12 protein-coding genes are annotated in these 17,272 nt (G+C 74.7%); 5 read left to right on the top strand and 7 right to left on the bottom strand.

Annotation, left to right across the window (positions count from 1 at the left end; translation table 11 throughout):
• Positions 1-7: 7 nt before the first annotated feature.
• The 6 genes from WA788_RS05530 to WA788_RS05555 all read right to left on the bottom strand — a co-directional run bounded on the left by WA788_RS05530 (position 8) and on the right by WA788_RS05555 (position 6,905).
• Positions 8-1,729: an ABC transporter substrate-binding protein gene (locus WA788_RS05530; protein ID WP_335972182.1), complete on the bottom strand. Its 1,722-nt coding sequence runs from the start codon at positions 1,727-1,729 to the stop codon at positions 8-10.
• Positions 1,730-1,892: 163 nt separating this feature from the next.
• The gene (locus WA788_RS05535) at positions 1,893-1,991 is read right to left on the bottom strand and encodes an Ms4533A family Cys-rich leader peptide (RefSeq protein WP_335972184.1); all 99 of its coding nucleotides are present in this window, start codon (positions 1,989-1,991) and stop codon (positions 1,893-1,895) included.
• Positions 1,992-2,193: 202 nt separating this feature from the next.
• Positions 2,194-2,559 carry a hypothetical protein gene (locus WA788_RS05540; protein WP_335972186.1) on the bottom strand — a complete coding sequence of 122 codons (366 nt, stop codon included), beginning with the start codon at positions 2,557-2,559 and terminating at the stop codon, positions 2,194-2,196.
• A 24-nt stretch (positions 2,560-2,583) separates the two neighbouring features.
• On the bottom strand, positions 2,584-3,468 hold the full coding sequence (locus WA788_RS05545; protein WP_335972188.1) for a cysteine/serine endopeptidase inhibitor: 885 nt from the start codon (positions 3,466-3,468) through the stop codon (positions 2,584-2,586).
• 123 nt (positions 3,469-3,591) lie between these two features.
• Positions 3,592-5,868, bottom strand: a complete 2,277-nt coding sequence (locus WA788_RS05550) for an ATP-binding protein (protein ID WP_335972190.1) — start codon at positions 5,866-5,868, stop codon at positions 3,592-3,594.
• A 155-nt stretch (positions 5,869-6,023) separates the two neighbouring features.
• The gene (locus tag WA788_RS05555) at positions 6,024-6,905 is read right to left on the bottom strand and encodes an alpha/beta fold hydrolase (RefSeq protein WP_335972192.1); all 882 of its coding nucleotides are present in this window, start codon (positions 6,903-6,905) and stop codon (positions 6,024-6,026) included.
• 121 nt (positions 6,906-7,026) lie between these two features.
• Between WA788_RS05555 and WA788_RS05560 the strand changes: the two genes are divergently transcribed.
• The gene (locus tag WA788_RS05560; protein ID WP_335972195.1) at positions 7,027-8,256 is read left to right on the top strand and encodes an epoxide hydrolase family protein; all 1,230 of its coding nucleotides are present in this window, start codon (positions 7,027-7,029) and stop codon (positions 8,254-8,256) included.
• Between the two features lie 70 nt (positions 8,257-8,326).
• On the opposite strand, the gene WA788_RS05565 is transcribed toward WA788_RS05560, so the two are convergent.
• Positions 8,327-11,212, bottom strand: a complete 2,886-nt coding sequence (locus WA788_RS05565) for a fibronectin type III domain-containing protein (RefSeq protein ID WP_335972197.1) — start codon at positions 11,210-11,212, stop codon at positions 8,327-8,329.
• A 387-nt stretch (positions 11,213-11,599) separates the two neighbouring features.
• On the opposite strand from WA788_RS05565, the gene WA788_RS05570 reads away from it, so the two are divergent.
• The 4 genes from WA788_RS05570 to WA788_RS05585 all read left to right on the top strand — a co-directional run bounded on the left by WA788_RS05570 (position 11,600) and on the right by WA788_RS05585 (position 16,859).
• On the top strand, positions 11,600-12,451 hold the full coding sequence (locus tag WA788_RS05570; protein ID WP_335972199.1) for an alpha/beta hydrolase: 852 nt from the start codon (positions 11,600-11,602) through the stop codon (positions 12,449-12,451).
• Between the two features lie 157 nt (positions 12,452-12,608).
• Entirely contained in the window at positions 12,609-14,051 is a 1,443-nt protein-coding gene (locus tag WA788_RS05575; protein ID WP_335972201.1) for a hypothetical protein, read from the top strand.
• 130 nt (positions 14,052-14,181) lie between these two features.
• Entirely contained in the window at positions 14,182-15,498 is a 1,317-nt protein-coding gene (locus WA788_RS05580; RefSeq protein ID WP_335972203.1) for an AAA family ATPase, read from the top strand.
• 164 nt (positions 15,499-15,662) lie between these two features.
• Positions 15,663-16,859, top strand: coding sequence for a vWA domain-containing protein (locus tag WA788_RS05585; protein WP_443033975.1), 1,197 nt, complete (start codon positions 15,663-15,665; stop codon positions 16,857-16,859).
• Positions 16,860-17,272: the final 413 nt, after the last annotated feature.

Raw genomic sequence — 17,272 nt, forward strand, 5'->3', positions numbered from 1 at the left:
CACGCGGTCACTTCACCGCGGCCTGGGAGACGTCCAGCACACCGGTCCAGTCGCTGATCACCACGTTGCGGATGTTCTTGCCGTACAGCCGCTTGTAGACGGGGTGGACCAGCGGCACGGTCAGCGCCTGCGCGCCGATCTTCGTGTCCAGCGCGCCCCAGCGCTTCGCCGCGGCGCTCAGGTCGGTGATCTTGTCGATCGCGTCGATCTCGTTGTTGACCGCGGGGTCGTTCAGCTGCGAGCTGTTGAAGTTGTAGCCGTCCTTGACGATCTGCCGGCCGTCGAAGATCGGGCCGAGGAACGGCCCGCCGGACGGCCAGTCGGCGCCCCAGCCGGCCAGGAACATGCCCGGCTCGGTCTTGACGCTGTAGACCTTGTCGTCGAACGCGTTGTGCTCCAGGCCCTCCAGCTTGACGGTGATGCCCGCCTTCTTCAGCGCCTCCTGGACCGCGGTGGCGACCTCGGGGCCTTCCTCGCCGCCCTTGTTGGTGTCGTGCGTGAGGGTGACGGTCAGCCCGTTGGGGTAGCCGGCCTCCTTCAGCAGCTCGCGCGCCTTCGCCGGGTCTCCGCTCTTGCCCGCCGGGAACGGGTCGGAGGTGGTGCCGCCGTTGAAGGCGGTCTGGTTCGGCAGGAAGGTGGTGGCGGGCTCGGCGAGCGAGGAGCCGCCGTCCGCGTCGACCACGGTGGTGCGGTCCACGGCGTACGCGACGGCCTCGCGCACCTTGATGTTGTCGAACGGCTTCACCTTCGGGTTGAAGGCGATGTAGTCGGTGTACCCGAAGTGGCCGGTGCCGACCCGGGAGGACAGCTCCTTGTCCCCGGTGGTCTTGGCGAGTTCGGCCGGGCCGAGGTTGGTGTCGGTGGTCACCGCGTTCGCGTCCTTGCCGACGCCCGCGGACAGCCGCTGGTTGATCACGGCCTGGTCCAGCCCGGACTGCACGTCGATCGTGTCGGGGTAGGCGCGCCGCTGGTCGTCGGTGGCCTGCGACCAGTTCGGGTTGCGCCGCAGCACGATGTGCTCGCCGTTGTTCTGGTTGCTGACCACCTCGTACGGGCCGGAGGAGACCGGGTGGTCGGCGTACTTGGTGCCGGTGTCCTTGGCCTTGGGCACCGGGGCGAACGACGTCTGCGTGGCGAGCAGCGGGAAGTCGCCCTCGGACTTGCGCAGGTGGAAGACGATCGTCTTCGCGTCGGGCGTCTCGATCGAGGCCAGGCCCTTGGGGTCCTTGTACGGGCCCTGGTAGTCCTGCGCGCCGACCAGCCAGTCCCGCAGGTAGGGGGCGCCGCCGGACAGCTCGGCGGCGAACGACCGCTCGATGTCGTACTTGATGTCGGCGGTGGTGATGGCCGTGCCGTCCTGGTACTTCAGGCCGTCCTTGAGGTGGTACGTCCACACGGTGGCGTCCTTGCTCGGCTCGCCGGTGGTCGTGGCGAGGTCGGGGACGACCTTGTTGCCGGCGGCGCCGTTCTCCCGGGCGCGGGTGGTGAGCGTGCGGTAGACCAGCGAGGGGATGTTGCCGCCGCCGGAGGTGTAGAGCCGGGCGGGGTCGAAGTTGTTCTGCGGCTGGTTGTTCAGCACGTACAGGGTGCCGCCGCGGTGCGGGGAGGCGTCGGAGCCCTTCGCGGCCGAGTCAGCGCTCTTGGGGCCGCAGGCGACGGCCCCCCCGGCGATGGCGAGGACAGCGGCTACGGCGCCCAACTGCCTTGGCGACAGGGACAAGCGAGACATGGCAGGGCCTTTCCCCGGGGCGTACCGGCACCGGGCGAGGGGAGGCGCGCGCCCGGGGCGCGCGGACAAACGGGGGAGAGGGGACGTGCGGGGTGGGCCCCGGGCGCGGCGGCGCCCCCGACGCGGTCGGGGGTGGCACGGCCAGGCGGGACCGGTGCGGGTGTCAGCGACAGTGCACGTCGGCGACGCTGTGCGCGGTCACGCCGATCAGCGCCAGCTCGATGCTGGCGCGGACCACGGGGCGGATGGGGCACAGGCACATGACAGAAGAGTGCGCCGGAGCACCACGAATTGTCAAAGTCGGACCATGATGATCACAAAGCGACACTTATGAACGTGCGGCGCGTGAGCCCGCCGGCCCGGGAACGGCCCGGGAACGGCCCGGCAGCGCCCGGGGGCGGCCCCCTGGGTCGGCCCCGACTCGGCCCGGCTCGCGGGCCGAGCGGGCCTTCGGATGCCCGGGGCTAGGACCGCGCGGCGCGGCGGATCTGCCACCAGGCCAGGCCGGCGGCGGCCGTGGCGGCCACGGCGACCGCGGCGCGCGGCCCGATCCGGCCGTCGGGGCCGTCCGTGCGGCGCGCCAGCACCGCCCCGCTCGACTGCCAGCTCAGCGCCGAGCCGTTCGACTGCCCCGACAGCCAGGACCCGAACGACTGGAACGACCCGAGCGACAGCGCCGACATCGCCGACCCGAGCGAGCCGAACGCCGCGAACGACGCCACCGACCCGACGGACAGCGCCGACCCGGCGGACCCGATGGAGAGCACCGACTCGGTGGAGGCGATGGACAGCAGGGAGTTGTGCGAACCGATCGACCAGCGTGACGTCATGCCGCCATTCTTCCCCGCGCGGCGTCAGCACGCCCCGTCGTCCTTCCACGCGGCCCAGGAGGCCGGGTCGTTCGGGGCGGCGCCGGTGGAGTAGGCGGTGGCGGTGTAGGAGTGGCCGGCGTAGGAGACGGTGTCGCCGGGCGCGTAGGAGGTGGCCGCGCTCCAGGCGGTGGCCGTGCAGCCCCCGCCCCCGCCCCCGCCTCCGCTGCCGGCGGTGGTGGTCGCCGTCACTGCCGCGGAGGTCGCGGAGACGGTGCCCGAGGAGCCGGTGGCGGTCACGGTGTAGGTGTGGGTGCTGCCCTCGGCCAGCCCGGTGTCGGTGAAGGTGGTGCCGGTGGCGGTCCCCGCCGCGGCGCCGTCGCGCCGCACGGTGTACGACGCGGCGCCGCTGACGCCGGTCCACGCCAGCGACACCGTGGTGCCGGTGGTGCCGGTCACCGTCAGCCCGGTCGGCGCCGCGAGCGGCGGCGGGGTGGTGGTGCCGCCGGAGGACACGAACTGCCAGGTGATGCCGGTGACGACCCCGGTCCCGGTCGGCGCGAACTCGGTGAACGCCGGCTCGCTCAGGTCGATGTGGCTCGCGTCGCAGGTCGGGCACTTGTCGGCGACCGGCACGGTGATCGTCTTGCCGCCGTAGCTGACCTGTACCGAGATCCCGCTGCACAGCGGGTCGTTGTTCGGGTTGGCCGCGGTCCACCACTGGTACGACACGGCGACCAGGTACTGCGTCGAGGCGTCGATCGAGGTGCCGCAGGCGCCGTAGCCGACGTCGTTGTAGTACGTCATCTCGCCGCTCATCGGCTGGCCGATCGGCACGTCGGCCGCGGCGGGCCCGGTCCCCAGCAGCACCAGCGCCGCGGCGCCCGCGATGCCGCCGGCCCACCGGCCGATCCGTCGCGCGATACGCAATGTCCTTCTCCCGTCCGTCGGTTCGGCGGTGCGGACCGAGCAGAGGCGCGACCCGGTCGACTTGACGGTACGCGAACAAGTCGCCTCTGGGTACCACGCGTCCCGGCCGCTCGTACGGTGCGGCTACTCGTGCGAGGCGGGGTCGGGGCGCAGGGCGGCGGACAGGGCGGTCGGGCCGTGGGCGGCGGCGCCGCGGGCGAACGCGGCCGCGTAACCCTCGTCGCCGAGCGCCGCGCGGGCGGTCTGCTCGCAGCGGTCCCGCACCGGCTGCAACTCCGGTGCCCCGCGCTGGGGGTGGCCCACGCTGCGCCAGTACGCCCCGCCGGTGCCGTAGACCGACGCGGCCTGCTCGGGGCGGCCGTCGGCGGCGAGCGCGGCGGCCAACAGGTCCAGGCCGAGCGCTATCCCGAAGGCGTCGCCCAGCAGGTGCTTGCTCTCCAGCATCGTCCGCGCGTAGGCGACCGCGTCCCTGGGCTCGGCGGAGAACAGGGCCACCACCGACAGCTGGTAGTCCAGGTAGGAGCGGGTCCACACCTCGCCGGTCTCCACGCAGTACCGGCGCAACTCCAGTGCCCGCGACCGCCCTTCGGCGAGCTCGCCGAGCGCGGTGAGCGACAGCACCTCCAGCAGGTGGCAGCGCAGCCGGTCGGGCGTGCCGAACCCGGCCCCGGCGGCCGGCAGGCCCGAGGCGGCGCCGAGCGCGTCCCGTACGGCGTCCAGGGCGGTGCGGGACTGCCCGGTGAGCATCCCCAGCAGGCCGGTCAGGCAGGCCGCGGCCATCCGGTCGGCGCTGTCGCCGCGCACGGTGACCGCGCGCACCTGCGCGTCCAGGGCGGCGGCGCGCTCGTACTCGCCCTGGAGGGTGAGCGCCGCGCCGAGGCCGATCAGGGCCCGGGTGCGGGCCGGGCCGGGGGCGGTGTGCTGGTCGAGGGCGCGCTCCAGGTAGGACCGGGCCTCCTTGAGGTGGCCGCAGCAGCTCCAGAAGTAGACCAGCAGGCCGGCGAGTTCGGCGGCCCGCGGGTCGTCGTGGTCGAGCCAGTGGTCGAGGGCGGCGCGCAGGTCCGGGTGGGCGTCCTCGATCCGCCGGTAGCCGAGCAGTTGGTCGCGCCCGGACCAGGCGGCGTCCGCCCAGCGGGCCAGCCCGGTGAAGTACTCGGCGTGCTGCTGCTCGGTGACGGCGACCTCGCCCAACTCCTCCAGCCAGGCGTGGCCGTACTCCCGGATGGTGTCGAGCATGCGGTAGCGGGCCCCGGCACAGCCCCGCGCCGCGGTCACCGGCGGAGTCGCGGTCACCGGCGGTGCGGCGGGTGCGGCCGCGGCCGCGGTGTCGCCGCCGCCGGATTCCGCGGGCGCCGGTACGGGCGCGGGGGCCGGGGCGGGCTCGGGGTCCGCGCCGATCCCGCGCAGCACGGACTGCGCGACCAGCCGCTCCAGCATCGGCGCCACCGCCGCCGCCTCCAACGGCCCCCCGGTGGCGACCGCCTGGGCCGCGGCGAGGTCGAACGTGCCGCGGAAGACGCTCAGCCGCGCCCACAGCAGCCGCTCCAGCGGCGCGCACAGCTCGTGGCTCCAGCCGATGGTGGTGCGCAGCGTCTGGTGCCGCCGCGGCCACACCGCGCCGACCGCGGCGAGCGTGTCGAAGCGCGAGCCGAGCCGCTCGGCCACGTCGGCGACGGCGCCCGGGCCGACCGACGCCACCCGCGCGGCGGCCAGTTCGATCGCCAGCGGGATGCCCTCCAGGCGGTGGCAGATCGCCGCGGCGGCTTCGGCCGCGCCCGGCTCGGCGAGCGGGGCGCGGCCCAGCCGGTCGGTGACCCGGTCGGTGAACAGCGCGAGCGCGTCCGGCCCGTCGGCCGGCAGCGGCAGCACCTCCACCAGCTCCTCCACCACCGAGCCGAGCGGGCTGCGGCTGGTCGCCAGCACCGCGAGGCCGGGCGCCGCGGTCAGCAACTCCCCGACGAGGTGGGCGCACGCGTCGACCAGGTGCTCGCAGGAGTCCAGCACCAGCAGCGTCCGCCGGCCGGCGAGCCACTCGCTGAGCGCGTCCAGCGGCATCCGCAGCGAGTGGTCCGCGAGGTCCACCGCGTCGCTGACCGTCGTCAGCAGCAGCTCGGGGCCGGTCAGCGTGCTGAGGTCCGCCCACCACACGCCGTCGGGGAAGCGCGCGGCGGCCGCGTGCGCGGCCCCGGCGCCGTCGGCGCTGTCCGGTCCCGCGGCGCGACCTGCCGCGACCGCCGCGAGCACGTCGCCGGCGGCGCGCTGCGCCAGCCGGGTCTTCCCGATGCCGCCGGGACCGGTCAGCGTCACCAGCCGGCATCGGGCCAACGCCCCCAGCAGCCAACCGAGTTCAGTGTCCCGGCCGACGAAGCTCGATGTCTCCGCAGGAACGTTGCCCGTCATGACGACAGCGTGCCACCAACCGCACACGGAGGGAAACCCGCCCTCCGCGCGCTGCGGTTCCCCCGACGACGGGAAGGCGTACGGCCGCCGGTTCAGCCGCCTTCCGCCGGAAGGCGGCGCGCGAGGTGTGCAGGTGACCCGTCCGGAGCGTCCGCTCAGGCGGTGTGGGCCGCCAGGGCGTCGATGAGCAGGGGCCACAGGGCGCGCGGGCGGTCGTGGCCCATGTCGGGCACGAGGAGGAGTTCGGCACCGGGCACCAGCTCCGCGGTGCGCCGGCCGCCGCTGGGGTCGATCAGCGTGTCGTCCAGCCCGTGGATCACCAGCGTCGGCACCCGCAGGTCGCGCAGCGCGTCCGCGCGCGAGCCGCCGAGGACCATCGCGCCGAGCTGCCGGGCGACACCGGCGGGGTAGTAGGCGCGGTCGTAGCTCGCGGCGGCCAGCTCGCGCAGCACCGCGGCGTCGCCGTAGCGCCGGGAGGCCCACACCAGCTCGCGGTCCGCCGCCGCGACGTACCCCGCGCGGTCCGCGGGCCGGGGGCCGAAGAGCACCGCCTGCGCCTGCGGGCTGGACCGCCCGTACTCCTGCTCGCCGGTGGAGGACATCATCGACGTCAGGGTCAGCACCCGTTCCGGGCGGGACAGGGCCATCGTCTGGGCGATCATGCCGCCCATCGAGGCGCCGACGACATGGGCGCGTTCGATGCCCAGCGCGGTGAGCAGGCCGAAGCCGTCCCCGGCCATGTCGGGAAGCCGGTAGGGCACCATCGCCAGGGCGGCGGGGATGTCGCCGGAGCTGACGGCGGCGATGAACTCCGCCATGTCCACCGGGTGGTCGTCGAACCTGGTGGACAGCCCGCAGTCGCGGTTGTCGTACCGGATCACGTAGCGGCCGCGGTCGGCCAGCGCCCGGCAGAAGTCCTCGTGCCAGCCGAGCAGTTGCGCCCCGAAACCCATCACGAGCAGCACCGGGGGGTCGGCGGGGTCGCCGAAGGTCTCGTAGGCGAGACGGACATCCGCGGACACATCGGCGATCGGCATGGCGGGAGCTTGCCACGGCCGGTGCCGCGGCGCACCGGAATTTCGCCGTCCGGCCTGATGCGCCCGGGGCCCGACCCGGTGGTCCCCGGGTCCGGGCGGGGCGGTCGGTAGGGTGCCGGGTATGCCCGATGCCGCGCCCGAGCCCGAGCCGTTCACGCTGTCGACCGACCCCGCGGTCCTGGCGGACCTGCGGGCCCGCCTGCGGGCGACGCGCTGGCCGGACGCGCCCGCCGACGCGGGCTGGGCGCTCGGCACGGACCTGGACTACCTGCGCGAACTCGTCGCCTACTGGGCCGACGGCTTCGACTGGAGTGCGCAGGAGGCCGCGCTCGGCCGCTTCCCGCACTTCCGGACCACGCTCGGTGGACCCGGTGGACCCGGTACCCCGGGCGGACCCGGCGCCCCCGGCGGGCCCCGCGGCCTCGGCGTGCACTTCGTCCACGCGCGGGCCGTCGCGCCCGCCGGCACCCGCGTGCTGCCGCTGGTGCTCAGCCACGGCTGGCCGGACTCCTTCTGGCGCTACGCCAAGGTCATCCCGCTGCTCACCGACCCCGGTGCGCACGGCGCCGACCCGGCCGACGCCTTCGACGTCGTCGTTCCCGACATGCCCGGCTACGGCTACTCCGACCGCCCCGCCGGCCCGCCGCTGAACTCCATCGCCGTCGCCGCGCTGTGGGCCGAACTCATGGAGCGGCTCGGCTACCGCGCGTACGGCGCCGCGGGCGGCGACATCGGCAGCCACGTCAGCCGCTACCTCGCGCTCGACCACCCGGACCGGGTCGTCGCCGTCCACCGCACCGACGCCGGCGTGCCGGTGCCGCCCGCCGACCCCGCGCAACTCGCCCCCGAGGAACGCGCCTGGTTCGACCGCGTCGCCGCCTGGGGCGCGGCCGAGGGCGGCTACGCCGCCATGCACCGTACGAAGCCGCAGACCGCCGCGTTCGGCCTCAACGACTCGCCCGCGGGGCTGGCCGCCTGGATCGTCGAGAAGCTCCGCGCGTGGAGCGACTGCGGCGGCGACATCGAGCGCAGCTACACCAAGGACGAGATCCTCACCAACGTCACGCTCTACTGGCTCACCGGCACCATCGGCTCCTCGATGCGCATGTACGCCGCCAACGGCGCGATCCCGCCCGCCCAGTTGGCCCGCCGCGTCGAGGTCCCCTCCGGCTTCTCCCTCTTCCCCGGCGACATCGTCCGCCCGCCGCGCGCCTGGCTCGAGCGCACCGCGAACGTCGCGTACGTCAACGAGCCAGCCCACGGCGGCCACTTCGCCGCCTTCGAGGAACCCGAGATCTACGCGGCGGAGCTGCGCGCCTTCTTCCGCCCCTACCGCTCGGCGGCCGCCTGACCGGTCCGTCGGCCGGCGGCGGCCGACGGCGCCGCGCCCGGGGTGGGCGCGGCGCCGTCGGTGGGTGGGGCTACTTGAAGGACTGGGCGGTCGCGAAGGGGGACTGGTTGCCGACCGCGTCCACGGCGTAGACGCGGTAGTAGGACGCGCCGGTCGGCGGCGTGTCGATCCGGAAGGAACCGGAGGTGCCGGTGGGCACCAGCGGGTCCGTGGTGAGCGGGACGTAGGGGCCGGTGAGGGTCGTGGACCGGGTGACGATGTAGCCGACGGTGTCCGAGCCGGGGGCGATGGCGTTGTCCCACGTCAACACGACGTAGCCGCCGGGCGAGTAGGTGACCGCCGACAGGTGGGCCGGCGCCGGCGGGGGCTGCTCGTCGACGCTCTGCCGGACGGTGGCCGGGAGCGACCGGGTGCCGTCCGCGTCCACCGCCACGACCGCGTAGTACCAGCTCGGAGCGGTGCGGCCGGTCGGGTCGGTGAAGGTGGTCGCGGTCACCGGCTGCGGGGTGAGCAGGTCGTCGGCGACCGCGACACCGACCGCGCCGCGCGAGCGGTAGACGAGGTATCCGGCCACGTCGGAGGACGTGCTCGCGGTCCAGTCCAGCCGGACGCCCGCGTCGGCCAGGGCGGAGGCCACCGCGGTGGCGGGGGCGGGCGCGGTCACGCCGTCCGGGTAGGGGGGGATCGCCTCGGCGGGGGCGGAGCGCGCGGACTCGTTGCCCGAGTAGTCCACGGCGGTGACCGCGTACAGGGCGGTCAGGCCGGGCGTGGCGCCGTCGTCGGTCCAGCTCTGCTGGTCCTTGCCCACCTCGACCACCAGCGTGTAGCCGTCGCTGCTGTCCACCGACCGGTAGACCCGGTAGCCGGCCACGTCGACGGTCGGCGAGGCGGTCCAGGTGACGGAGACGTCCTGGCCCTGGACGGTCGCCCGGGCGGCGGTGGGGACGGCCGGCGGCACCGTGTCGAGCGCGGTGGTGAGGACCGGCGCGGAGGGCGTGCTGAGGTGCCCGCCCTCGTCCTCGGCCTGCACCTCGTAGCCGAGCTCGACGTGGAGCGGCGGCGACGGGTCCAGCCAGGAGGTGGTGCCGGCCGGCAGCGTGGCGATCTGGGCGAACCCCTGGTCCGCGGCGTTGCGGCGCAGCACCCGGTAGTCCTTCAGGTCGGACTCGGTGTTGGCCGACCAGGTGAGGGCGACGCCCGACGTGGTGGGTGTCGCGGTCAGCCCGGCGGGGGCGGCCGGCGGGGCGTCGGAGTCCCACTGGACGAACACCGTGGTGTCACTGCGGTTGCCCGCCGCGTCGAACGCGCTGATCACGTAGGCGTTGACGGAGGCGGCCTGCGCGGTGGTGTCCAGGTAGTGCGGGTACAGCGGTGAGTCGAGCGGGATCTGCTGGGACGTGCCGTCGTCGAGGTAGCGGCGCAGCTCGAACCGCGCGGTGTCCGTGTCGGTGGGCGCGTTCCAGTACACCAGGATCTGCGCCTTGGCGTAGTCGAGGGTGGCCTTGGCGCCGCTGGGTGCCGGCGGCGGCGTGGTGTCCGGCGGCACCGGGCGGGTGGCCGAGGTCTGCGCGGGCGCCGACTCGTGGACGTCGCCGTAGATGTCCGCCTTGCTCACCGCGGTGACGCGGTAGGAGGAGGCGCTGCCGACGGGTGCCTGGCTGTCCTGGTACTGCGAGCCGGTGATCGGCGCCGCGGTGAGCTTGGTGTACGTCCCGGCCGCGCCGGCGCGGTAGACGTTGTAGCCGTGGGTGCCGCTGCCGTCGGGGTTGTCGGCCCAGTCGAGGCTGATGCCGTCGGTGCTCGCGGTGGCCTTCAGCCCGGTGGGCACCGGCGGTGTGACGCTGCCGTCGTCGGGGCGGACGCCGCTGGCGGAGGCGGGCGTGGACTGGTTGCCGGCCTCGTCCAGGGCGATCACCCGGTAGTACGCCCGGATGCCGATCGGCGCCTTCGGGTCGTGGTACACGTTGGTGGTCACCGGCGTGGTGGTGAGCCGGGTCCAGGGGCCGGCGGAGGCCGTCGCCCGGTAGACGTGGTACCCGACGACGTCGCCGAAGCCGAGATCGTCCAGGCTGGGCGCCCAGGTCAGGACGTTCTCGTCCGCGTAGGCGTCCACGCCCAGGTCGGTCGCCGGGCGCGGCGGCGTGGTGTCGGCGGGGATGACGCTGACGGCGGACGAGGCGTGCGACTGGTTGCCGCTGCGGTCGACGCCGGTGACCTCGAAGTAGTACTTGGTGCCGTTGTGCAGCCCGCTTGCCGGGTAGGAGGTGGTGGTGCGCAGCGTGCTGCCGCTGATCCGGTGTGCGGTGTCCAGCGGGATCGGCAGGGAGGTGTTGCGGTAGACGCGGTAGCCGGCGAGGTCGGCCTCGACGTTGCGGGTCCAGCTCAGCGTCGCCTTGCTGTCACCGCGGGTGGCCTTGACGGAGGTCGGCGCGGCGGGTGCGGTCCGGTCGCCGCTGGTGGCCGGGGTGAGCCCGACCTTCACGTTGGCCTTGCCGGTGGCGGCGCCGTAGTCGACCCGGACGGTGTGGGTGCCGGCGGGGACGGTGACCCGGACGGTCTTCGAGTGGGTCGAGGAGTAGTCGTGCCAGAGGTTGATGTACTCCTTGCTGTCGATCCAGACCCGCATCCCGTCCTGGCCCGCGATGGAGAGGTTGAACGGGCCGCCGCCGCCGAAGGCGCGCTTCATGGTCCAGCGGACGGAGAAGTTGTTGTTCGGCAGCGAGATGCCGGCCGGGTGGCCGCTGCCCCAGTTCTTGTTGATCGAGGTCTCGCAGAGCGACTTCTTCGGCGTGCCGCTGAACTTCAGGTTGGCGTAGTAGTCGCCCTTCCAGACCCCCGAGGCGCAGGTCACCGAGGCGACCGGCACGGCGGTGGGGGACGGCGCACCCTGGAGGGTGACGGCCAGCAGCGCGGCGGTGGCGGCCGCCGCGGGCCAGAGCAGTCTGTGTATGCCCATGTGGGCGAAAGTCCTTCCGTGGATGGGGCGTTGGTGGTCGGATTCTGGCAGGTATGACGATTCTGGGACGGTTCTATGGAGAAGTTGTGCACGATCTGAGACATGTCCCACTTCGCGGACGGTTCTCCTCCGGTTGCACGGCTGTTCGCCGCCTACTCGCCTACTCGCCTACCGCTCGGCGGTCGCGGAGGCCCTGGCCGGGAAAACCGGTGGAGCCGCACCAGCAGGCGCTGTTAGCTTGTGGCCGACCGTGACACCGCCCGGAGGAGGTGAGACCCGTGAACGCTGTAGCGACGTGGGTGCTCCCCCTTCCCGTCACGGCCGGCGGCTGACACAGGCGCCGCCGGGAGCGCCTCCCCACCAAGGCACTCCCGGAAAGGCACCACCATGCATACGTTGCACTTCACCGCAGAGACGTCCGAAGACGGCGTCACCCAGCGGGACTTCGTCCTGACCGGCGTCCCCGCCGGCCCCGGTACTCCCGGCGAGTCCGGTACCTCCGGCACTCCTGGCGGGTCCGGTACCTCCGGCATCCCCGGCGTCCTGTGGTCGCCGGCCCCTGCCACCGGCCGCCCCGCCCCGCTGGTGCTGATCGGCCACGGCGGCGGCGCCCACAAGAAGCACCCGGCGATGCTGGGCCGGGCCCGGCTCCTCGTCACCGGCTGCGGCTACCACGTCGCCGTCATCGACGCGCCCGGCCACGGCGACCGGCCGCGCAGCGCGCAGGACCAGGAATCCGTCGCCGCGCTGCGCCGGGCACAGGCGGCGGGCGCGCCGGAGGCCCCGGTCGTCGTCCCGTACAACGCGCGCCTCGCGGTGCAGGCCGTACCCGAGTGGCAGGCGACCCTGGACGCCCTCCAGGAACTCCCGGAGATCGGCCCCGGCGGGCCGGTCGGGTACGTCGGCATCGGCCTCGGCACCGCGATCGGGATGCCGCTGGTGGCGGCCGAACCCCGCATCGCCGCCGCGGTCTTCAGCCCGCACTGGCCGGACGCCCTGATCGAGCACGCGCGGCGGATCACCGTCCCCGTCGAGTTCGGCATGCAGTGGGACAACGAGCGCATCTCGCGCGCGGGCAGCCTCGCGCTGTTCGACGCCTTCGCCTCGAAGGAGAAGTCGCTGCACGTCAACGCGGGTCGGCACCTCGAACTGCCCCGGTTCGAGATCGACAGCTCGGTGCGGTTCCTCGCCCGGCACCTCGGCGGGCCCGTCGGCGCGGCGGCTGCCGTGACGGCCTGACGCGGGCGGCGGCGCCCGGCCCGCTCCGGCCGGGCGCCGCCGCCTCGACACGGCGGGCCGGAGAGGCCTGACAGATGCGCGCGGCTGTGCCTATGATGCGCGGGATGAACACTTCCTCGTACGGATTGGGGGACTCGCTCGCTCAAGGTGACTGCTGATGGCAGCTCACTTCGCGAACGGGATTCCGCCCCGCCTGCTGATGTGGCAGCGCGTACGCGAGTACGCCGTGCCGCCGTCCATGATCGAGACCGCGACCGCACGGCGTGCGGCCGGTGACTGGGCCGGGGCCTGCGCCGCTGCCCGCGTCGATGTCGACCTCGATCTGCGCGCCGTGCGCCACCGCCACGGCACCGATGTCCTCGCCCGGCTCCGGGCCGACCTGCGCCGCCTCGCGCCGGACCTGCTGCGCTGGCACCTGCCCAGGACCGCCCCCGACGGCCGGCTGCGGCCGGACCTGACCATTCTCCTTGCCCGCTACGGCAGTTCGAGCTTCCCGCTGGACCTGGTGGTCCGCACCCCGCCGCCGTGGGCCGACGCCGGCCAGCGGGTGTCGCTGGCGCTGTGGGAGGGCCCGAGCGGCGCCGCCGTACGGCCCGCACTGCGGCAGCACCCCAGCCGGTACCGCTACGGGCACCCGTACCCGTACCCGTACCCGCATCCGCACCCGGACCGCCGGTTCCGGCTCGACCTGCACCGGCACCTGTGGGACACCACCCGCAGCGGCGAACTCGCCCGGCGCAGCGGCGCCGACCGGCCGTACGACCCCGACTCGCCCTGGGCGGTACCGACCTGGGCCGATGAGGCGGAACTGCTGCTGCGCGCCGCGGGCCGCCCGCGCGGGCCCTTCACGGTCCGGCTCGGCGCCCGCCGCCGGGCGGTGCTGGAACTCTTCGGCCCCGACGACAGCCATGCACCCCAATTCCGTGTCTTGCCAGCTGAGTTGGCCGCCCACGAGATCGCCGCACTGCCGGTGCTGCCGGAAGCGGCGGCGCGGGTGCTGCCCGATCTGGAGCTGCTCCGGGCGGAGTTGGTGCCGACCGGTGCGCTGCATCCGCTGGTCGGCGCGGCGCTGGCACCGTACGTCCCGCACCCGGCGGTCGCCGGCGACGCCCCACCCGTCGCGTCACCCGGTGATCCGCACCGGGTGGAGTGCCGGGGCGAGGTGCACCGGATCGCGCTGCGCGACGGTGTGCTGACGGCCGTCGACCACGACCCGGGCGAAGTACGCCGGGAGGAACTGCTGGTGGCGCTCGGCGGGCCCGCCCTGCCGTGCCTGCGCGCGATCGACGCGGCGCACCGCGACCCGGAGGCGCTGCCCGCCGTCCGCGAGCGGCTCGGCCACGGCGACATCGCCGGTGCGCTGGCCGTGGTCGAGGGGCTGCTCGGTCCAGGTGCGGTGCTGCGGGACGGGCCGCTGCGGGCGGAGTTGGCGCGGGCCGCGGCCCGCCGGGTCGACCACGGGCTCTTCCGCGCGGGCCTGGTGGCCGGGCATCCGGGAGCCGAGGGCGACCGGCGGCTCCGGCTCGACCGTACGACCCCTCCCCTCCTGCGCAGCAAGCGGATGCGGCGCGACCGGCCCCGGATCGGCCAGTTCGGCTGATTCGGGCTGCCGCGACCGCCTCGTACGCCCCATCACACGTTTTCCGGCGCGCGTTGTGCGCCGCCCTGCTCACGTCCACGACCGCCGGGACGGGCCGACCCGTCCCCGTACACGACCTCAGGTGATGCCCATGACGTCCAGCACCCTCATGCCCGTACCCGTACCCGCGTCCGTACCCGTACCCGCGTCCGTACCCGGCGCGGCTGGCCACACAGATGCCCAACTCGACGTTGCCGAGAAGCTGTTGGGACTCCTGCGCACGACCACCACCGAGCCGCGGCCCGACGAGCAGCTGGAAGCGCTGATGCTGGCGGTCGCGGCCGACCTGCCCGTACTGCTGTGGGGCGAGCCCGGCATCGGGAAGACCGCGGCGCTGACGCAGCTCGCGGAGTGCCTCGACCTGCCGCTGACGACGGTGATCGCGAGTGTCCACGAGCCGTCCGACTTCGCGGGGCTGCCCATCGTGGGAGAGGACCCCGAGGCGCGCGGGGTCCCGATGGCGCCGCCGCGCTGGGCGGTCGACCTGGTGCGGGCCGGCCGGGGCCTGCTCTTCCTCGACGAACTGTCCACCGCCACCCCGGCCGTCCAGGCCGCCCTGCTGCGGGTCGTCCTGGAACGCCGGGTCGGCGCGCTCCGGCTGCCCCCGGGAGTGCGGATCGTGGCCGCCGCCAATCCGCGCGCGTCCGCCGCCGACGGCTGGGAGTTGAGCCCGCCGCTGGCCAACCGGTTCGTGCACCTGTACTGGGTGCACGACCGCGAGGTGGTGGTGCGCGGCCTCGGCGGCGTGTGGCCCCGGGCCGAGTTGCCCCGGCTGGCGCCCGAACGGCTGCCGGAAGCGGCGGAGTTCGCCCGCCGCGCGGTCTGCGGCTTCCTCCAGGCCCGGCCGACGCTGATCCACCGCCTGCCGAGCACCGAGACACGGCGCGGCGGCGCCTGGCCGTCGCCCCGCAGTTGGGAGGCCGCGCTGACGCTGCTCGCCTTCGGCACCGCCGCCGGGGTCTCCCGGGACGTGCTGGCGCTGCTGGTGCGCGGCGCGGTCGGCGACGGTCCCGGCCTCGAACTCCTCGCGCACCTGGACCGGATGGAGCTGCCGGACCCCGAACTGCTGCTGGCCGACCCGCCGGGCGCCGAGCTGCCCGAGCGGGGTGACCTGCGGCAGGCGGCCCTGGAGTCGGTGGTGGCCGCGGTCGGCGCGCGGCCGGAGCGGGCGCGGTGGGAGGCGGGTTGGGCGGTGCTGGCCCGGGCCCTGGAGACGGGCGCGCCCGACCTGCTGGTCGGCCCGGCGACGGCGCTGGCCGCGCTGCGCCACGACGACTGGGAGGTGCCCGAAGGGGTGGAGCGGCTGGCCGGGGTGGTCGGCCTCGCCCGCCGGGCGGACCGGTCGGTGCGGCGGCAGCGGGCGGAAGAGGCGAAGCGGGCCGCCGGACCGGCGGGGGTGGGGTGGTGACGGGGGCTGGGAAGCGTACGGCGCCGGGGCCGGGGCCCAAGCCGGGGCGGGGGCCGGGGCGGGCGGTTGAACCGAAACCCAAGCCGGGGCCGCGCCCGCACGCCGGCTCGGCGACGCGTTCGCGGCCCGCGCCCGGACCCGTACTGCCCCTGGACCGGGAGAAGTTGCTCGCCGCGCGGCTGCACGCGGTGCGGGTCCGCCCGTATCTGGCCGACGCGCTGTTCGCGCTGCACATCGTCGAGGACCGGTCGGTGCCCACGATGGCGGTGGACGCGCACTGGCGCTGCTACGTCTCGCCCGGCTTCGTCGCGCGCATGCCGGTGGAGGAGCTGGCGGGCGTGTGGGTGCATGAGGTCGCGCACCTGCTGCGCGACCACCACGGGCGCGGCGAGCGGTACGCGCACGCGCACGAGCACGAGGCGTACGGCCCGGGGGAGCGGCTGCGGCAGAACATCGCCGCCGACTTCGAGATCAACGACGACATCTACGGCGACGGCCTGCCGCGGCCCGCGGGCGCCGCGGTACCCGCGATGCTGGGGCTGAGCGACGGTCTGCTCATGGAGGAGTACCTCGGCCTGGCGTCGTTGTCGGGCGCCGCCGACCTGTCCTGGCTGGACTGCGGCAGCGGCGCCGACGGGTACGCGCGGCCGTGGGAGCTCGGGCCCGGCGGGGCGGACGGTCTGAGCCGGCAGCAGCGGGACGCGGTCCGATTCCGGGTCGCCGAGGCGATCAGGGGACGGCCGGGCAGCGCGCCGCAGGGGTGGCGGCGCTGGGCGGAGCAGGCGTTCCACCCGCCCCAGCCCTGGCGGCAGTTGCTGGGGGCCGCGGTCCGCTCGGCCGTCAGCGTCCCCGGCACCGGTGGCGACCACACCTACCGCCGTCCGTCGCGGCGTTCGGCGAGCCTGCCGGGGGTGCTGCTGCCGAGCCTGCGCCGTACCCCGCCGCGGGTCTGCGTCGTCATCGACACCTCCGCTTCGGTCAGCGACGCCGAACTGGGCAGCGCGCTGCTGGAGGTGGCGGCGATCGTGCGGGCGGTGGGCGGGCGGCGGGACCTGGTGTCGGTGATCTCCTGTGACGCCGCCGCGCGGGTCGCGGTACCGATCTGCCGGGCGGAGGGCATCGAACTGGTCGGCGGTGGCGGGACCGACCTGCGGGCGGGGTTCGCGCGGGCGCTGCGGACGGCGCCGCGGCCGGACGCGATCGTCGTCTTCACCGACGCGCAGACGCCGTGGCCGGCCGAAGCGCCGTCCTGCCGCACCGTGGTGGGCCTTTTCCCGCGGCCTCCGCGGGCCGACGACGAGGAGGACCCTGGGTACGTTCCGGCGCCTCCGGAGTGGGCCCGGGTCGTCAGGATCGGGTGAGCCACGCGTGTGGTGCTGGACCGGGTCCGCGTACCTTCCGCCGGCTCTTCCTGCTGAGGCCGGTTGTGGGGCGCGGGGGCTGCGGCGGCGGGGTTCGGGACTGCATATTTACGGCGCGCTCAGGTTGCCTCGCCAGGGCGCCCCCTTCCCCGCGCCACAAATATACGAACGTCCCGAACCCCGCCGCCTCCGCCCCCGCTCACGTCTCGCGGGCGGGCCCCTCGTCCGCCGGTCGCGGGGTTCGCGTGGTGGGCGGTCCAGTCTTCGCGGGCGGTGGTCAGGGCGGGGAGGACGGTGGTCTCGAAGTAGTCGGCCCGGGTGCGGATTTGGGTGGCGATGCGGGTGATGCCGGTGGTGGTGATCGTCCAGGTGGGGGGGTGCGGTCTGTGTCGTCGGGGTGGTGGGGCTCATGT

Origin of the sequence: Streptomyces sp. CA2R106 (genome assembly GCF_037034245.1) — a bacterium.
Taxonomy (GTDB): Bacteria; Actinomycetota; Actinomycetes; order Streptomycetales; family Streptomycetaceae; genus Actinacidiphila.